This window comes from Tolypothrix bouteillei VB521301, from assembly GCF_000760695.4.
GTDB lineage: Bacteria > Cyanobacteriota > Cyanobacteriia > Cyanobacteriales > Nostocaceae > Scytonema > Scytonema bouteillei_A.
Genome location: NZ_JHEG04000001.1, coordinates 7,207,488 through 7,223,121 on the forward strand (window position 1 = coordinate 7,207,488; position 15,634 = coordinate 7,223,121).

The following is a 15,634-nucleotide window of genomic DNA, read 5'->3' on the forward strand; positions in this document are numbered from 1 at the left end:
TACTGACAGCACGGGGCGACGGAGCATATGTAGGGCAAAGAAGAGTAAGGTTTGTTGAACTCACATAAAAAAGCCCGCCTGTAGGGCGGACTTTTTTTGTATACCCTCACGCTTAAACGCGTGAGAGTATTTTCAATTGTGTGCTAACACAAGTTCTTCCCTTAGGATTCAGCGACTGGGGTCAACAATTCCCGTCCCTGTTCGCCTCTGACAGTTACATTGCCAGTGTCATCGACATCAACAATGGCGGTATCGCCTTCCTTGATGCGACCGGAGAGAATTTCTTCAGCAAGGCTGTCTTCCAACAAGCGCATAATAGCCCGACGTAACGGTCTTGCACCATAACTGGGGCTGTAACCTTCTTGGATGAGACGGTCTTTGAATCCTTGGGTGACTTCCATGGTGATGCCTTTTTCGGCTAGGCGACCAAAGACTTCCTTGAGCATAATGTCGGCGATTTGCGACACTTCTTCTTTGGAAAGCTGGCGGAAGACAATGATTTCATCTAGACGGTTGAGGAATTCCGGACGGAAGTACTGTTTGAGTTCTTCGTTCACCAAAGACTTGATGCGGTTGTATTGTGCTTCGGATACATCTTCAGCAACGTCGAAACCAAATCCGCTACCGCTCTTCTCAATTACCTTAGAACCAATGTTGGATGTCAAAATCAGCAAGGTGTTCTTGAAGTCTACAGTGCGACCTTTAGCATCAGTCAAGCGACCATCTTCCAGAATTTGCAGCAGCATATTGAAGACGTCGGGGTGCGCTTTTTCAATTTCGTCAAACAGCACAACTGTGTAAGGACGGCGGCGCACAGCTTCTGTCAATTGACCGCCTTCGTTATAACCGACATACCCTGGAGGCGAACCAATCAGCTTGCTGACGGTGTGGCGTTCCATGTATTCGGACATATCCAAGCGGATCATTGCTTCTTCAGAACCGAAGAAGTAGGAAGCTAGGGCTTTTGCCAACTCAGTTTTACCTACACCTGTTGGACCGGAGAAGATAAAGCTGGCTATTGGTCGATTGGGGTTCTTCAAACCGACACGCGCACGGCGAATGGCTCGTGAAACCGCTTTCACAGCATCTTCTTGTCCGATCAGGCGCTGGTGCAGGGTGTCTTCCATGTGCAACAACTTCTCGGATTCCGATTCTGTGAGTTTGTTCACAGGAACTCCCGTCCAAGAAGCAACAATGTGGGCGATGTCCTCTTCTGTTACGACAGGTTCATCACCTTCATTGCGAGTTGAATTCGTCTTACTTTGAGCAATGGCGCGAATTTCCGCTTTGATTTCCATCTCGCGATCGCGCAATTCCCCTGCTCTGTCAAAATCTTGAGCGCGGACTGCATCGTCTTTCTCTTTCAAAATCTGACGCAGTTCTCTGTCTAACTCTTTAGCTGCGGGTGGCAATTGAGAGTTGATCAAGCGTACCCGAGAACCAGCTTCGTCAATCAAGTCGATCGCCTTGTCTGGTAAGTAACGGTCACTAATATAGCGGTCGGATAATTTCGCCGCCGCTACCAATGCTTCATCAGAGATTTTTAGTTTGTGGTGCTGTTCGTAACGATCTCGCAGACCATATAGAATTTCAATAGTTTCTTCTACTGACGGTTCACCTACCATCACTGGCTGGAAGCGACGTTCTAGGGCTGCATCACGCTCAATGTGTTTGCGATATTCATCTAGAGTTGTTGCACCGATACACTGCAATTCACCTCGCGCCAAGGCTGGTTTGAGAATATTTGCTGCATCGATAGCGCCTTCTGCTGCACCCGCACCGATTAGGGTGTGTACCTCGTCTATGACAAGAATGACGTTACCCGCTTGACGAATTTCATCCATGATTTTCTTCAAGCGTTCTTCAAACTCACCTCGATACTTGGTACCTGCGACCAGCAGACCGATATCTAGGGTGACAACGCGCTTATCTTCTAGAATGTCCGGGACATCCTTATTAGCAATGCGTTGAGCTAGACCTTCAGCAATGGCTGTTTTACCAACTCCTGGTTCCCCAATCAGCACTGGATTATTTTTTGTCCGCCGACCCAATATTTGGATCACGCGTTCAATTTCTTTAGCTCTTCCTACAACTGGATCGAGCTTTCCATCTGCTGCCATTTGGGTCAAGTTCGAGCCAAACTCATCCAAAGTCGGGGTTTTGTTCCCGCGAGATGGACCGCCTGGAGTCACCTCAGCGGTTTCTCCCAGCATTCGGATCACTTGAGTTCTAACCTTAGATAGATCTACGCCTAGATTTTCTAGTACTCTGGCTGCTACACCTTCTCCTTCTCGGATTAAGCCCAACAGCAGATGCTCGGTACCAATGTAGTTATGCCCTAATTGGCGCGCTTCTTCCAAGGATAGTTCCAGAACTCGTTTTGCTCGTGGCGTGAACGGAATTTCCACCGCCACAAAACCCGAACCCCGGCCTATGATCTTTTCTACTTCAATCCGAGCGTCTTTGAGATTGACGCCCATTGATTTCAGTACCTTAGCCGCCACGCCGGTACCTTCTCCAATCAGACCCAAGAGGATCTGCTCGGTACCCACGAAATTGTGCCCAAGGCGGCGAGCTTCTTCCTGGGCTAGCATGATAACCTTAATGGCTTTTTCTGTGAAGCGTTCAAACATATGGCCTTTATCCCATCACCTGCGTCGTGCCGGTACGCTGATTTTAGCACAGGCAAAACAATCGGATGCCTGTATAAAGGTGTAGACAACCGAATATTTCTACCCAAATTTTTTGGGCAGTTGTTAAGTATTTATTACTTTTTATTTAGTTTTATTTACTTTGATGTTGTCAGCGTGCTGAGGAGCTAGTCTTTTTTATCGTTCTAAGGACTGACATCAAACAAATTAATAACTTTGGATGGTTTTTTTAAGTCAATCCCAAATAGAATTATCTATCATTTTTTTAGAACTCTGTCAAGCACGAGTTGAACTTTCACACAAATATTCATAGGCAAAATATTACAGTAGAATATTAAACTTTTATTAAAGCTTTTAATAAGTTAGGGTTAAGGCTTGAGGGTAGTAGGGTGCTACCCACCTTACCAGTCTCTCATGCGATCGATGACTCGCTAGAATGAAAATATTTCTTTCTCAGTCCCGAGTTCCCAACAGCCAGTTGTTATGTTCTCTCAGACGATCGCCGATCCCACGATACCAATTCTCTAAAATTTGCTCAAATTGAGGATGTTGTAAATCTTTCAACCAAAGAATCAGAGCGTCCTCATCGTTATCCTTGTAATAACGCCGTCTGAGTCCGGCTGTTTGGAAGCCAAATTTTTGGTACAAAGCGATGGCGGCTGAGTTAGAAGCACGAACTTCTAATGTGGCTCGCTCTAAAGCGCGATCGCGAGCCAATTTAAGTAGAGAGTAAAGTAAAGCTTGTCCCAAGCCCTGACGCTGGTGCTGGGGATGCACGGCCAAGATAGTAATGTGCGCTTCATCTAAAATTGACCAAAAGCACCCCATTCCGAGTAATTTCACGACAGAGACTGGAGAAAATATACCGAGGAGTTCGCTGTTGGGGCTATCTAATTCCCGTTGATAGCCATCCAAAGTCCACAAACCTCCGAAACAGAGCCTATCTAAATCGACCATTTCATTGAGGTCTGCTGATGTGAGTGCTCTAATTTCTAATTTTGATTCGTTCACAGGTAAAATAAAGCTCGCATTATTCATATGCCAAAGCAACAGGGCGTTCCTCCTACCTTTCTTGTAAACTGAGAAACGGAGGATTCACTCACGCCCTGAAATTAAATAAGGACAACTCTTACAGTTATGGTATCGACACAGTCTACTGGGGTTCAAGATTCTGGTAGTAAATATTTACCACAAGCAAATCGTGAAAGCACAAAAATTTCACCAAACCAGGAACTCTTACCGCTGACCGCTAGAATTAACAGTCGCGATTGCCTGGAGATAGGCGGTTGTGATGTTACAACTATTATTCAGCAGTTTGGTTCACCATTATATATTTTAGACGAAGAAACCTTACGCACCGCTTGTCGCCAATACCGCGACAGTTTTAAGCGTTACTATAAAGGTGAATCGCAAGTGATTTACGCATCAAAAGCGTGGAGTTGCATATCTGTTTGTGCGATCGTCGCCTCAGAAGGTTTGGGAATAGATGTAGTTTCAGGCGGTGAACTCTATACCGCGTTGACTGCGGGTGTAAGCCCTGACAAAATATACTTTCATGGTAATAATAAATCTCGCGAAGAATTAATTTTTGCCATTCAGTCAAGCTGCACCATTGTTGTAGATAACTGGTATGAGTTGCAAACCCTAGTAGAGTTAGGCAAAGGAGATTCTGAATTAGCAATTGGGTTGAATCCCCAATCCCCAATTCCCATCATGCTTCGACTGACACCGGGAATAGAATGCCATACTCACGAATACATTCGTACAGGACATTTGGATAGCAAATTTGGATTCGATCCCAATGAAATTGAAGAGTTGTTTACCTTTGTCAGTCAACAACCCGTTTTAAACTGCGTGGGTTTACACGCTCACATTGGATCTCAAATTTTTGAACGCCAACCCCATCAGGATTTGGCTGCTGTCATGGTGCAGTGGATGAGTAAAGCCACCCGGTATGGTTTAGCTGTCAAAGAGTTAAACGTAGGCGGTGGTTTGGGAATTAAGTACACCGAATCAGACGATCCACCCAGCATTGAAGAGTGGGTTCAACCAATTTGTGAAGTTATTCAAGAAGCTTGTGCTGCAGAAAACTTACCTTTGCCAAAGCTAATTGCCGAACCAGGGCGTTCTCTGATTGGTTCGTCATGTATCACAGCTTACACCATCGGTTCATCTAAAATTGTTCCCGACATCCGTAATTATGTATCTGTTGATGGAGGTATGTCTGATAATCCCCGTCCAATTACATACCAATCCATCTATCGTGCGGTAGTTGCCAATCGGATGTCTAGTCCTTTAACAGAAATTGCGACAATTGCCGGAAAACACTGTGAATCTGGGGATATTGTAATAAAGGATGCCCAGCTGCCAAAAAATCAACCGGGGGATATTCTCGTAGTAATGGCAACTGGTGCTTACAATTACAGTATGGCATCTAACTACAATCGCTTGCCTCGACCTGCAGCTGTTGTAGTGGCGAATGGCGAAGCAAATTTGATTTTGCGACGCGAAACCTATCAAGATTTAATTCGACAAGATTGCCTACCTGAAAGAGTAAAACAAGGATGAAAGATAAAGGATAAAGGATAAAAGATAAAGGATGAAGCATAAAGGAGCGAGGATGAAAAAAAAGATGAAGAGATAGGTGTATCTTTTTATACCTTAAATTCATATTTCATACTTTATCTTTCATACTTCATACTTGATACTTAATACTTCATACTTTATCTTTTATACTTCATACTTGATACTTTCACGCCAGATGTCATGGGAGATTGGTGGAAGCAATGGCTGACTACTCTATGGACACAGTCCTTGCTAGTTCAGACTCTAGATATTCTGTTAGTACTGGCGCTGACGTACATGATACTAGTTATTATTAGCGAGCGTCGGACACTGTGGATGGTGCGGGGATTCATCGTTTTGATGTTGGCATCAGCTATCAGTGGCAGATTAGAGTTGCATTTGTTGAATTTCGTATTAGAAAAGTTAGTGATTGGCTGTGCTGTCGCAATGGCGGTTGCTCTTCAGTCAGAGTTTCGCCGCTTTTTAGAACAATTGGGAAGAGGCGAATTCAAGCAACTTTTTCAACCGTCTCGTCTGGCGGTTCCGAAGTCTGATAGTGTAATTGATGAAATTGTCGATGCTGTTAAAGAGCTATCGAAAAACCGGATTGGAGCTTTGCTCATTTTGGAAACCACGGGTCCAATTGACGAACGGGATTTTTCTGTACCGGGAGTCAAGCTGAATGCGGAGGTTTCTAAAGAACTTATACAGACTATTTTTCAGCCAAAAACTCTTCTGCACGATGGAGCGACCTTAATTCGTGGTTCGCGGATTGTGTCATCAGGTATTATTCTACCTCTTTCAGGACGTACTGCCTCGCGCCAGCTGGGAACACGCCACCGCGCAGCGATGGGAATTACTGAACGGGTTGAAAATTGCATCTGTGTTGTTGTATCAGAAGAAACGGGTTCCATTTCGCTAGCGGAACGGGGAACTCTCAATAGACCTCTGACCATTACAAAGCTGAAAGAGTCATTAGAAGATCGATTTTCCCCCACTGTGGATCGGGAAGCTGTTGCTCCTGGTTTGTTAAGTTTAGGTCGTCAAATAAGTCGTCAGATTCAAAGTAAAGCACTATCACCCGTTTTACGTTTACTCGGATTACCATCGACTGCTTCGCGAGATAAAAAATGACAGCACAACAAACTGAACTGCGAAATTTGCCTTCTGATTTAAAACAAGAATTTTTGCCCAAGCACGTTGCGGTGATTATGGATGGCAATGGTCGATGGGCAAAGCGTCAAGGTTTACCCCGTATTATGGGACACAAGCGGGGAGTTGATGCTTTAAAAGATTTGCTTCGTTGCTGTAAAGACTGGGGAATTCAAGCATTAACAGCTTATGCTTTTTCAACAGAAAATTGGGGAAGACCTACCGAAGAAGTCGATTTCTTGATGACCCTATTTCAAAGGGTTTTGCGCCAAGAACTGAGGGAAATGCTAGAGGAAAATGTTCAAATTAGATTTGTAGGCAATTTGAGTGTTTTACCAAAAGCTCTCCAAGAAGAAATTTCCCGTTCTGTGGAACAAACAAAGGATAATTTCAGCATCAAATTTACTATAGCGACAAATTACGGAGGGAGGCAAGAGATTATACAGGCGTGTCGTTCAATTGCTAAAAAAGTACAGCAAGGTTTGCTGCAACCAGATGAAATTGATGAAGCTACATTTGAACATCACCTTTACACCACCGGAATTTGCGATCCCGATTTGTTGATTCGGACCAGTGGAGAGATGCGAGTTTCCAATTTTCTTCTCTGGCAAATTGCTTATGCAGAAATTTATATAACAGAAACTCTTTGGCCTGATTTTAACCGCGATGAATTTCATCGCGCTCTTTGTGCCTATCAGCAAAGAGAACGAAGATTTGGAAAAATCTAAATTATGAATTATGAATGCTGAATTATAAATGCTCATTGTCTTTCATAATTCATAATTCATAATTCATAATTCATAATTCATAATTCATAACCCTTTTAGGGTCCTGAAAAAACTGCCCGTTCCACATCTTGTCGGCTGAGAGAATACTTAAATGCACGTTGGATATCTTGCCCATCTTCTCCTGCAGCAATATACCGTACTATGATTTGTTCTATATCTAACCAAAGTTCAGCTTGCCAAGAAGGTCGCTGTACGTGCCAGCAATGCAGTTGAGTTTCATCTTGCTGACAGCCTTGTTCTTTCAACCAATGCTCAATTTGAGGAAGAGGGTGATTGTATAAAGGAGTATCGGGAGTAGGAAAAGACATAGGAATGATGAATGATGAATGATGAATGATGAATGATGAACGATGAATGATGTTTTTATTTCATAATTTATGATGAATGATGAATGATGTTTTTATTTTATAATTCATAATTCATAATTTTATGATGTTTTTATTTCATAATTCATAATTCATAATTCATAATTTAAAAAGCTGTTTCGCCACGAGTTAAACCAACGGCAATTGCTAGTAGCAAACAACCTATAAATGTTAAACCCAGAATAAACAAAGCAAAAATTTCTCCTGCAGAAAGAGGGCGATCGCTTGCATCTAGATAAGCTGATTTAGACCAGTCGTAAGACTTGGAAACAGGACGGTTTAAGTCTGTAGGCGATTGAATCACTCCAAAGCGCGAGTACCCAATTTTGAGATCGTAACTAAACCGTCGTTCTGGATTGCTGAGGGTAGCATAAGCCTCGTTCAGTTGCTGAAACTTAGCTGTTGCTAAAGCTGCAGGTAGACTTGTGGTATCTGGGTGATAGCGCTTACTCAGTTCCCGGTAAGCACGACGGATTTCAATCGGTGATGCTGAGGGATGCAGTCCTAGCAGGGAGTAATATGTTTGTTTGCTGCTTTGTTCGATTACCCCGTTTTGATTCACGGCTCTTGAGTCTCTAGCATTCAATGCATTTTTTTTATTCTAAACCGATAAACTGACTTAGCCCTAACGTTCAACATTCAGATTTTCGATATTCATGATTTTTGCAGTACAAACTTCTCCCCTGGCTACTTTAGTAAATCGGCACGGGGTTTAAAGTTTTCTAGTTGCCGTAACTTTTCGTAGAGTTCGCGTTCTTGTTGGGTGATATTTTTGGGAGCCACGATTTGAATTTCTACAAGTTGGTCGCCACGTTCGCCGTTTTCTTTGGGATATCCTTTTTGAGCAAGGCGAAAACGCTGACCGGATCGCACTCCTGAAGGAATGGACATTTTCACCGGTCCATCGAGAGTGGGTGCTTCTACTTGTCCTCCCAAAACTGCTTCGGTTGGAGTCACGGGTACTTGGCAGAGAATGTTTGAGCCTTCTATCTTAAACAGGGGATGTGGGTCAACCGTAATTTTTAAATATAAATCGCCTCCATTGATACCTTGGTTTTTCAGACGAATTGTTTGACCCGTCACCATGCCTGATGGCATGCTCACCTCTAGCGATCGCCCATCTTCCAAACGAATTCTCTCAGTTCCACCCCTATAAGCTTTCTCTAAAGGTAAGGTCAATCTTGCTTCTATATCCCGACGGCTGGAGCGGGAGTTGACTGTAACGTATTCTTTTGTTCTTGGGCTGCGGAATGGATCGCTGTCAGTATTGTTGGTTGAAGAACCGTTTCTGTCTCTACGAATGCCAACACCAATGACTTGATTGATAAAACTATCAAACTCAGAATAATTACCAAAGTCTACCTTTTCACTCGAGCGACCGTTAGAGCGGCTATCCACCCAACGCTTATCTTGTGGTGCTTGTTTGTCAAACCCTTTTTGTTTCCAAAAGCGACTAAACTGATCGTATTGTGCTCGTTTGGTAGGATCGGAAAGAACTTCATATGCCTCTCCGATGACCTTAAATTTTTCTTCTGCTGCTTTGTTTCCCGGATTCAGGTCTGGATGGTACTGTCGCGCTAGACGTCGGTAATTTTTCTTAATTTCTTCATTGGAGGCATCTTTAGTGACTCCCAAAATTTCGTAATAATCTCGAAAGTTCTGCAAATTCTGCATAATAATATTTTAATTTAGATTTTTAACGGTTATTCATTATTGAACTGTACTTACCTAATACAAATTCCCAATAGTCAAATCCGCATGCTGACTCAACTATAGGTTTTTCCTTCAATGAAAAGGAGTCTCTTACTGTCAGCGGGCGAGACACCTCGCCATAAAGATAACTCCTTTATTTGAAGTCACTCAACGGTTTTACAACCAATCGTCATCATCATCCCAATTATCTTCGTAGCTAGGACGAGATCTGCGAGAAGAACCACCATCATAGGACGAACGACCACCTCTGTCATAGTCCCTGCGATCGGAGTCCCGACTGCTGTAGTCCCGACCACCGGAGTCCCGACTACTGTAGTCTCTACTACCGTAGTCCCGACTACCGTAGTCCCGACTACCGGAGTCCCGACCACCATAGTCCCGACTGCTGTAGTCCCGACCACCATAGTCTCTACTACCGGAGTCTCTGCCATAGTAATCGCGATCGCGTTCCCGTTCTTTATCGCCAGTAAAGATTTCGCGGATAGTACCAAACAAATCATCCTCTTCATCTTCTGCGTAGTACTGACGAACTTCGCGATTTAGATCGTACAGAGCGTCTTGTAAGTCAGCGTATGCTTGGTCAATACCTCGGTCATCATCTGCTTGTAAACTCTCTCGTAGTTCTCGGCAAATGTTATCAATTTTTTGGCGACGGTTGCGGGCAAATTGCATACCAAAATCCAAAGCCACTTCTCTGAGTTGTCGTTCTGCCTGTAATATTAAGGCTTCGGATCGAGTCCGCTTTTCTACCCGTTCTTTACGCTGTCTGTCAACTTCCGCATATCTCTCTGCATCCTGAATTGCCTTCCTAATCTCTGACTCAGTTAGGGTGGAAGCACCTTGTATTGTGATGCTTTGTTCTCGACCTGTGGTTCGATCCAGGGCTGTGACCTGTAAAATACCGTTAGCGTCTATATCAAAAGAGACTTGAATTTGAGGTATTCCACGCGGTGCTGGCGGGATACCATACAACTTGAAACGTCCTAAAGATTTGTTATCAGATGCCATTTCTCGTTCGCCCTGAACGACGTGAATCTCTACACTGTTTTGGTTATTTTCAGATGTTGAAAAAATATCAGAGCGACGAACCGGTATAGTGGTGTTGCGGGGAATCAGTTTTTTCATCACGCCACCGATGGTTTCCAACCCCAGAGACAGGGGAGTCACATCAAGGAGAAGAACATCCTTAAATTCACCTGCCAAAATACCCGCTTGTATTGCTGCACCGACTGCGACAACTTCATCAGGATTAACATTTTGGTTGGGTTCTTTCCCAATAATTGCCCGTACAAGTTGCTGTACCATTGGCATTCGGGTTGAACCACCTACCAGGACTACTTCATCAATGTCTGCGGGTGTTAAACCAGCATCTTTCATGGCTCGTTTCACGGGGATACGCACTCGCCCTAACAAGTCATCGCACAAACCTTCAAATTCAGAACGGCTGAGGCGGGTTTCTAAATGGACGGGACCATCTTCAGTTGAAGCGATAAATGGTAGATTGATGTCTGTAACGCTCACTGCTGAAAGTTCTATTTTGGCTTTCTCGGCTGCTTCTAGCAGGCGTTGCAAAGATTGTCGCTCTCGTCTTAAATCAACCCCTTCTGCTTCTAAGAATTTTTCTGCCAACCAATCGACAATTCTTTTATCAAAATCATTGCCACCAAGTTGTGTATCTCCACTGGTAGCTTTGACTTCAAACACTCCATCGCCAACATCTAGAATTGAGACGTCAAAAGTACCACCGCCTAGGTCAAAAACGAGTATGGTTTGGTTGTCGTTGCGGTCCATTCCATAAGCTAGGGATGCAGCCGTGGGTTCATTGAGAATTCGCAGAACTTCTAACCCTGCTATCCTTCCTGCATCTCGTGTTGCTTGGCGTTGAGAGTCATTAAAATAAGCAGGTACGGTAATCACTGCTCCGGTCACAGGTTCGCCCAGGTATTTACTAGCGTCTTCTGCCAGTTTCTTCAGCACCATTGCCGAAATTTCTTCTGGGGCATAGTCCTTGTTCATGCGGGGACAGGCAATCTTAATGTTACCTAATTCGTCCTTACGGATGGTGTAGGGAATGCGCTTTGATTCTGGGTTGAGTTCACCATACCTACGCCCAATGTAACGTTTGACGGCAAAAAAGGTATTTTGCGGGTTGAGGAGGGTTTGCCGTCGCGCCATTTGCCCGACAACTCTCTCTCCTTCTTTTGTGAAGCCAACGACGGAGGGGGTTGTTCGCATTCCTTCTGCATTGGCAATCACCACCGGCTTGCCACCCTCCATGACGGCAACTACTGAGTTGGTTGTACCCAAGTCAATGCCGACTACCTTGCCCATGCGTTCTTGTTCTCCTATAGTGTCTTATAAATTAATTTGTTTGTAACTAATGCTTGATTTATTGTATCTTGCAAGCTCTGAATTACACGGTCATGTAAAGGATAAAGGATGAAGTATAAAGGATAAAGTCAATTTTTGGTGTAAAACTTAGGGTTTTTACCTCTAGTTCCGACCCTTTGCGGTCTCCAAGCAGAGATTTAATTGCTCTGTCTTTGTGTTTTAGTCTGTTTTTCATCCCTTAGCCTTGATACTTGAACCTTTGAATGTGAATCTCAAGAATCAACTGGAAACCCACCTCACTTATATAGCCTGCGATCGCGATCCCTATCTGGCAAGTGCCGGACATTTCTTCGTCCAAGAATACATTTGTCAACAATTTGCTCTCTGGGGAAGTGTGGAAATCCACACCTTTAACGTCGGGGCAAAAACCTGCAAAAACTTCATATTAAATATTCCCGGTACGCATTCAGGCATTAAGGATTTGCCACCAATTCTAATTGGTGCTCATTACGACGCAGTACCGGGAACTCCCGGTGCTGATGATAATGCTACGGGTGTCGCAGTGCTGTTAGAACTGGCGAGAATGTTCGCCACCCAACCAATGAAGTATCCTTTGCAACTGGTTGCATTTGATATGGAAGAGTACGGCTTGTTAGGTAGCACTGATTATGCAGCCAAGCTCAAGCAAGAGGTGCGATCGCTACGCCTGATGATTTCTCTAGAAATGTTAGGTTACTGCGATCCAACACCAGGTTCCCAAGCGTACCCACCTCCTTTGGAAAAATTTTACCCAAATCGGGGTGATTTTATTGCTCTGATCGGCAATTGGCGGACAATTCGCGATGTCATTTCTCTCAGCCGCAGTATTCGCAAAGCGGGTGTCCCCAGCCAGTGGCTACCAGTACCAAACAAAGGTTTAATCGTTCCGCAAACAAGACAAAGCGATCATGCACCTTTTTGGGATGCTGGTTACCCGGCAATTATGGTAACAGACACGGCATTTATGCGGAATCCTAACTATCACAAACCCAGCGATACTATTGCGACTTTAGATTTAGATTTTTTAACTGGTGTATGCCGGGGTTTGGAAATGGGAATTCGGCGATTGTAACAAAGATCGCCGAGCCGCAACGCTAGCTATTGCCTATTTGCAATCCCTCTCTTTCTCCACCCGTTTCTACTCTTAAGTGAACGCTAGGAGTTAGACTAATTAAGTCGTCAATATTCTTTTTCATAGTGGTACAAATAGCATCTAAAGGTAAGTCATTTTTATCGAGACCAAAAGGATTTTCAATCTCTATACCAATTGCTTCAATACCGAACAGCGTAAAACTAATTAAAGCAGCGATTATACCCGTCCACCATCCCAAACTTTCAACGAGTTGAAAAGGTAATAAGAGACAATAAAGTAACAGCAATTGCTTGAGATGAATCGCATAAGCTAGCGGTATAGGAGTTTTTAAAATACGCTCGCTCGCTCCCAAACTATCTACCAAGCTATTCAACAATTCCTGTAATGCTGTTAGCTGATAGCTATTTAAACAATTACGATTGTACTGTAGTTGTAAGTAATCCCCAATCCAAAAAGCTATCTCTAACGGTGGATTGTTCATCGTTTTTAATGTGAGATATTTAGAGATTGGCATAAGCTCTTCCAACTCTTCATTCACACCCTGTCCGCGCAAATGTAATTTTGTTGCTACCGCAAAAGCAACTATTAGTCGTAAAATACCTATTTTTTTCTCTTTATCTTCTGTGTCAATCTCATTGACAGACACCCAAATTTGTCTGGCTAAATTTCGGGTGTCATTGACTATATTTCCCCAAACTTTTCTTCCTTCCCAAAACCGTTCGTAAGCTGTATTGGTACGAAAAACTAATAATAAACCTAAAACGATGCTGGGAATCACATTGGCAAATATTGGTTGGGAGACAGGCAATTTAAAATGATAAAGAATAGAAATTATAAAACTAAAAAATCCGCAGGCAATAACGCGTCTCAAAATTGATTGAATGACTGAACCCTCTAGTTGAAAAGCTATTTGAAGCCACTTCGATTTTTTTGCTAACTTCGTCAATCCTCTAAAAGGGTATCCAATCAAGTTATACAATGAACCTCTGACCTTAGAAGCCTTCATATTCTTTGAGAAGTGGTAGACAGCTTTCACATATCATAGTCCCATAGAAAAATGCCATGCATCTAGGACATCAGTACACTGATATCATACAATCCAGTTTTTGTCAGCTGTTGGACTTTGAACGTCGAACGGTTAGCAATGCCCATCCTACGCCTATGCTAATAGCGATTTTAGAAGCACCGAGAGGAGTCAACCAACAATTTTATTACTTACATACAAGTAGTTTTGGAAAAATTACAATTGCTACAGTGAATAGAGTATTTGATAAAATCGAAACAAAGACAGTTTTTTTAATAGGTTGAGAACTGTCAGCACAAACCCACTTATAGTTTCTAAAATCATGACTCAAACAAAACCAACTCGCCTTCGCAGTCAAGGCAGAATATTCCCGAAATATTCCATACCACCAGAAGAGTTAGACAAGAGAGAAGCTGAAAAGCATACTCGTGTAAAGCGTTATCGAGAGATTTTTGAACAAGCTAGCTCTCAACTGATACAAGATCATTACAACTGGTTTATTGTGATCGATCCACAGAGTGGAGATTATTTTATCGATCCGGGGGAGGAGGTAGCTGTTCACAAAGCCCGACTGAAGTATCCTAATGGTATGGTTGGCATTATGCGTCTTAACGAAACTGGAACCTGTGGCAGAATGTGATTTCAGGTAGGTTCGGTGAAATTGGAGAACTCATTTTTGAAATTGAACTGATTGCGGCTGATGAAGAAAGATATCCTATTGAAGTATTGTTAGATACTGGCTTCTTGACAGGCTGGCTGGTACTGGATGTCCAAGATATCTATAGCTTGGGTTGGTCAAAGATAGAAAGTGAACGAGCGATGCAGATGGTACGTGGGAAGAGTTTTTTGACATCTATGAAGGAAGAGTGGTACTTCATGAGCAAGAATATATTATTCCAGTTCTATCAGCGTCAGAAATTCTTGAACCTTTATTAGGCTTACAGTGGTTGAAAATTCTGCCATTAACTGTAAATTTTGCAGCAGGAATTCTAACTTTGGAATAAAGATAAAAAGCTAATAGATTGTGATTTTATAATTGCTACCATATTGACACTCTTTCAATTAGAGAAAGTAAGATTTTCTGGAGAAATAGCATCAGTTCGATTGGGATGACTTTTTACTATGAAATAAGTCAAGAAACAGATTCCTATTCCTAGGATAGCTGGAGCAGCAACGCCAAGAGCAACAGCACTACTACCACCGACTACTGCAGCAGCAAGAGTCCCTGCAACCCCTGCTGTCGTTGATGCAAATCTTCCTGCACGTCTGGCATTTTTTCTGGCATCACGTTCGCGTTTGGGTAAATTTTCATCGTCTTCCAGTACTTTTCTAACGACTAGATCGGTTGTGACACTACTCACAAAACTTCCCAAGCCAGCAATACTCCCTGCAGTGCTACCTGCTACGGTAGGTGTTTGTTGAATAGCAGTATTGATAATTGTTTGTGATATTGGATTAACAGCTTGCATGGCAACTTTAGTTGCTTGTTGAGTGGCAAGTTGTGTTCCCAAACCAACTATACTTCCAGCTACAACACCACCACTAATTGCACCAAACTTTTTCACTTGCTCGCTTTTATGCTGACCTGTTTTACAGTAATAAGCAAAATGCTCGCAGTTATTAAAAAAAACGTTGTATGCCTTCTCACATAACTTACTCTTTGCTCGTTGCACGACCATGTCATTGGCGTTACAACTTCCGTACTCTTTTATATGAATTTTTCTGCCCTTTCCAAATCTATTTTTAGGAATGATAGCTACTCTTTGCATATCGTAATGAATGATGTAACCATCGCCGCAGTCAATTCCATGATGAGTGACAGGAAAGCCATCAAAGAAAAAACTAACGTATATATGATCTCCTCGACCCATAATGACATCTCTCTATAGAAATACGTATATCGGATTATTCTA

Annotated in this window: 14 protein-coding genes; 6 read left to right on the forward strand and 8 right to left on the reverse strand. The window is 43.0% G+C overall.

The annotated features are described in order from the left end of the window. Positions 1-161: 161 nt before the first annotated feature. Both HC643_RS29380 and rimI read right to left on the reverse strand, forming a co-directional pair. Positions 162-2,633 carry an ATP-dependent Clp protease ATP-binding subunit gene (locus tag HC643_RS29380; RefSeq protein ID WP_038074924.1) on the reverse strand — a complete coding sequence of 824 codons (2,472 nt, stop codon included), beginning with the start codon at positions 2,631-2,633 and terminating at the stop codon, positions 162-164. A 471-nt stretch (positions 2,634-3,104) separates the two neighbouring features. After that, a complete protein-coding gene (rimI, locus tag HC643_RS29385; RefSeq protein WP_050046737.1) occupies positions 3,105-3,689 on the reverse strand; it encodes a ribosomal protein S18-alanine N-acetyltransferase in 585 nt (194 codons plus the stop codon). Between the two features lie 99 nt (positions 3,690-3,788). Between rimI and lysA the strand changes: the two genes are divergently transcribed. The 3 genes from lysA to uppS all read left to right on the forward strand — a co-directional run bounded on the left by lysA (position 3,789) and on the right by uppS (position 7,096). Then, positions 3,789-5,219 carry a diaminopimelate decarboxylase gene (gene lysA / locus HC643_RS29390; protein ID WP_038074929.1) on the forward strand — a complete coding sequence of 477 codons (1,431 nt, stop codon included), beginning with the start codon at positions 3,789-3,791 and terminating at the stop codon, positions 5,217-5,219. A 198-nt stretch (positions 5,220-5,417) separates the two neighbouring features. Then, positions 5,418-6,350: a diadenylate cyclase CdaA gene (gene cdaA, locus HC643_RS29395; RefSeq protein ID WP_038074931.1), complete on the forward strand. Its 933-nt coding sequence runs from the start codon at positions 5,418-5,420 to the stop codon at positions 6,348-6,350. Then, positions 6,347-7,096 carry a polyprenyl diphosphate synthase gene (uppS, locus tag HC643_RS29400; RefSeq protein ID WP_038074933.1) on the forward strand — a complete coding sequence of 250 codons (750 nt, stop codon included), beginning with the start codon at positions 6,347-6,349 and terminating at the stop codon, positions 7,094-7,096. Before cdaA ends, uppS begins: the two co-directional genes overlap by 4 nt. A 95-nt stretch (positions 7,097-7,191) precedes the next feature. Here the strand turns inward: uppS and HC643_RS29405 are convergent, their stop codons facing one another. The 4 genes from HC643_RS29405 to dnaK form a co-directional block, all read right to left on the reverse strand. Then, positions 7,192-7,464: a DUF3143 domain-containing protein gene (locus HC643_RS29405; RefSeq protein WP_038076799.1), complete on the reverse strand. Its 273-nt coding sequence runs from the start codon at positions 7,462-7,464 to the stop codon at positions 7,192-7,194. Positions 7,465-7,627: 163 nt separating this feature from the next. Further along, positions 7,628-8,065: a J domain-containing protein gene (locus HC643_RS29410; protein WP_038076898.1), complete on the reverse strand. Its 438-nt coding sequence runs from the start codon at positions 8,063-8,065 to the stop codon at positions 7,628-7,630. 143 nt (positions 8,066-8,208) lie between these two features. After that, complete coding sequence (locus HC643_RS29415) at positions 8,209-9,195, reverse strand: DnaJ C-terminal domain-containing protein (protein WP_038076804.1); 987 nt, start codon at positions 9,193-9,195, stop codon at positions 8,209-8,211. A gap of 195 nt (positions 9,196-9,390) precedes the next feature. Then, a complete protein-coding gene (dnaK, locus tag HC643_RS29420; RefSeq protein ID WP_038076808.1) occupies positions 9,391-11,565 on the reverse strand; it encodes a molecular chaperone DnaK in 2,175 nt (724 codons plus the stop codon). 265 nt (positions 11,566-11,830) lie between these two features. Here dnaK and HC643_RS29425 point away from each other — a divergent pair, with 265 nt between their 5' ends. Next, positions 11,831-12,676, forward strand: coding sequence for a M28 family peptidase (locus tag HC643_RS29425; RefSeq protein WP_038076902.1), 846 nt, complete (start codon positions 11,831-11,833; stop codon positions 12,674-12,676). Between the two features lie 22 nt (positions 12,677-12,698). Here the strand turns inward: HC643_RS29425 and HC643_RS29430 are convergent, their stop codons facing one another. Next, positions 12,699-13,703 carry a bestrophin family protein gene (locus HC643_RS29430; protein WP_082051898.1) on the reverse strand — a complete coding sequence of 335 codons (1,005 nt, stop codon included), beginning with the start codon at positions 13,701-13,703 and terminating at the stop codon, positions 12,699-12,701. Between the two features lie 340 nt (positions 13,704-14,043). Between HC643_RS29430 and HC643_RS29435 the strand changes: the two genes are divergently transcribed. Both HC643_RS29435 and HC643_RS29440 read left to right on the forward strand, forming a co-directional pair. After that, positions 14,044-14,361 carry a hypothetical protein gene (locus HC643_RS29435; protein ID WP_038076813.1) on the forward strand — a complete coding sequence of 106 codons (318 nt, stop codon included), beginning with the start codon at positions 14,044-14,046 and terminating at the stop codon, positions 14,359-14,361. Then, positions 14,358-14,657, forward strand: a complete 300-nt coding sequence (locus HC643_RS29440; RefSeq protein ID WP_336604388.1) for a hypothetical protein — start codon at positions 14,358-14,360, stop codon at positions 14,655-14,657. The genes HC643_RS29435 and HC643_RS29440 overlap by 4 nt, the downstream gene beginning before the upstream one ends. A 122-nt stretch (positions 14,658-14,779) precedes the next feature. Here HC643_RS29440 and HC643_RS29445 read toward each other — a convergent pair whose 3' ends face one another. Next, positions 14,780-15,592, reverse strand: coding sequence for a lecithin retinol acyltransferase family protein (locus tag HC643_RS29445; RefSeq protein ID WP_050046736.1), 813 nt, complete (start codon positions 15,590-15,592; stop codon positions 14,780-14,782). Between the last annotated feature and the right edge of the window lie 42 nt (positions 15,593-15,634).

Excerpts from the sequence above, each read along its gene's own strand:
- HC643_RS29380 (WP_038074924.1), bottom strand. The coding sequence starts at position 2,633 with ATGTTTGAACGCTTCACAGAAAAAGCCATTAAGGTTATCATGCTAGCC.
- rimI (WP_050046737.1), bottom strand. The coding sequence starts at position 3,689 with ATGAATAATGCGAGCTTTATTTTACCTGTGAACGAATCAAAATTAGAA.
- uppS (WP_038074933.1), top strand. The coding sequence starts at position 6,347 with ATGACAGCACAACAAACTGAACTGCGAAATTTGCCTTCTGATTTAAAA.
- HC643_RS29415 (WP_038076804.1), bottom strand. The coding sequence starts at position 9,195 with ATGCAGAATTTGCAGAACTTTCGAGATTATTACGAAATTTTGGGAGTC.
- lysA (WP_038074929.1), top strand. The coding sequence starts at position 3,789 with ATGGTATCGACACAGTCTACTGGGGTTCAAGATTCTGGTAGTAAATAT.
- HC643_RS29430 (WP_082051898.1), bottom strand. The coding sequence starts at position 13,703 with ATGAAGGCTTCTAAGGTCAGAGGTTCATTGTATAACTTGATTGGATAC.
- cdaA (WP_038074931.1), top strand. The coding sequence starts at position 5,418 with ATGGGAGATTGGTGGAAGCAATGGCTGACTACTCTATGGACACAGTCC.
- dnaK (WP_038076808.1), bottom strand. The coding sequence starts at position 11,565 with ATGGGCAAGGTAGTCGGCATTGACTTGGGTACAACCAACTCAGTAGTT.
- HC643_RS29445 (WP_050046736.1), bottom strand. The coding sequence starts at position 15,592 with ATGGGTCGAGGAGATCATATATACGTTAGTTTTTTCTTTGATGGCTTT.
- HC643_RS29405 (WP_038076799.1), bottom strand. The coding sequence starts at position 7,464 with ATGTCTTTTCCTACTCCCGATACTCCTTTATACAATCACCCTCTTCCT.
- HC643_RS29435 (WP_038076813.1), top strand. The coding sequence starts at position 14,044 with ATGACTCAAACAAAACCAACTCGCCTTCGCAGTCAAGGCAGAATATTC.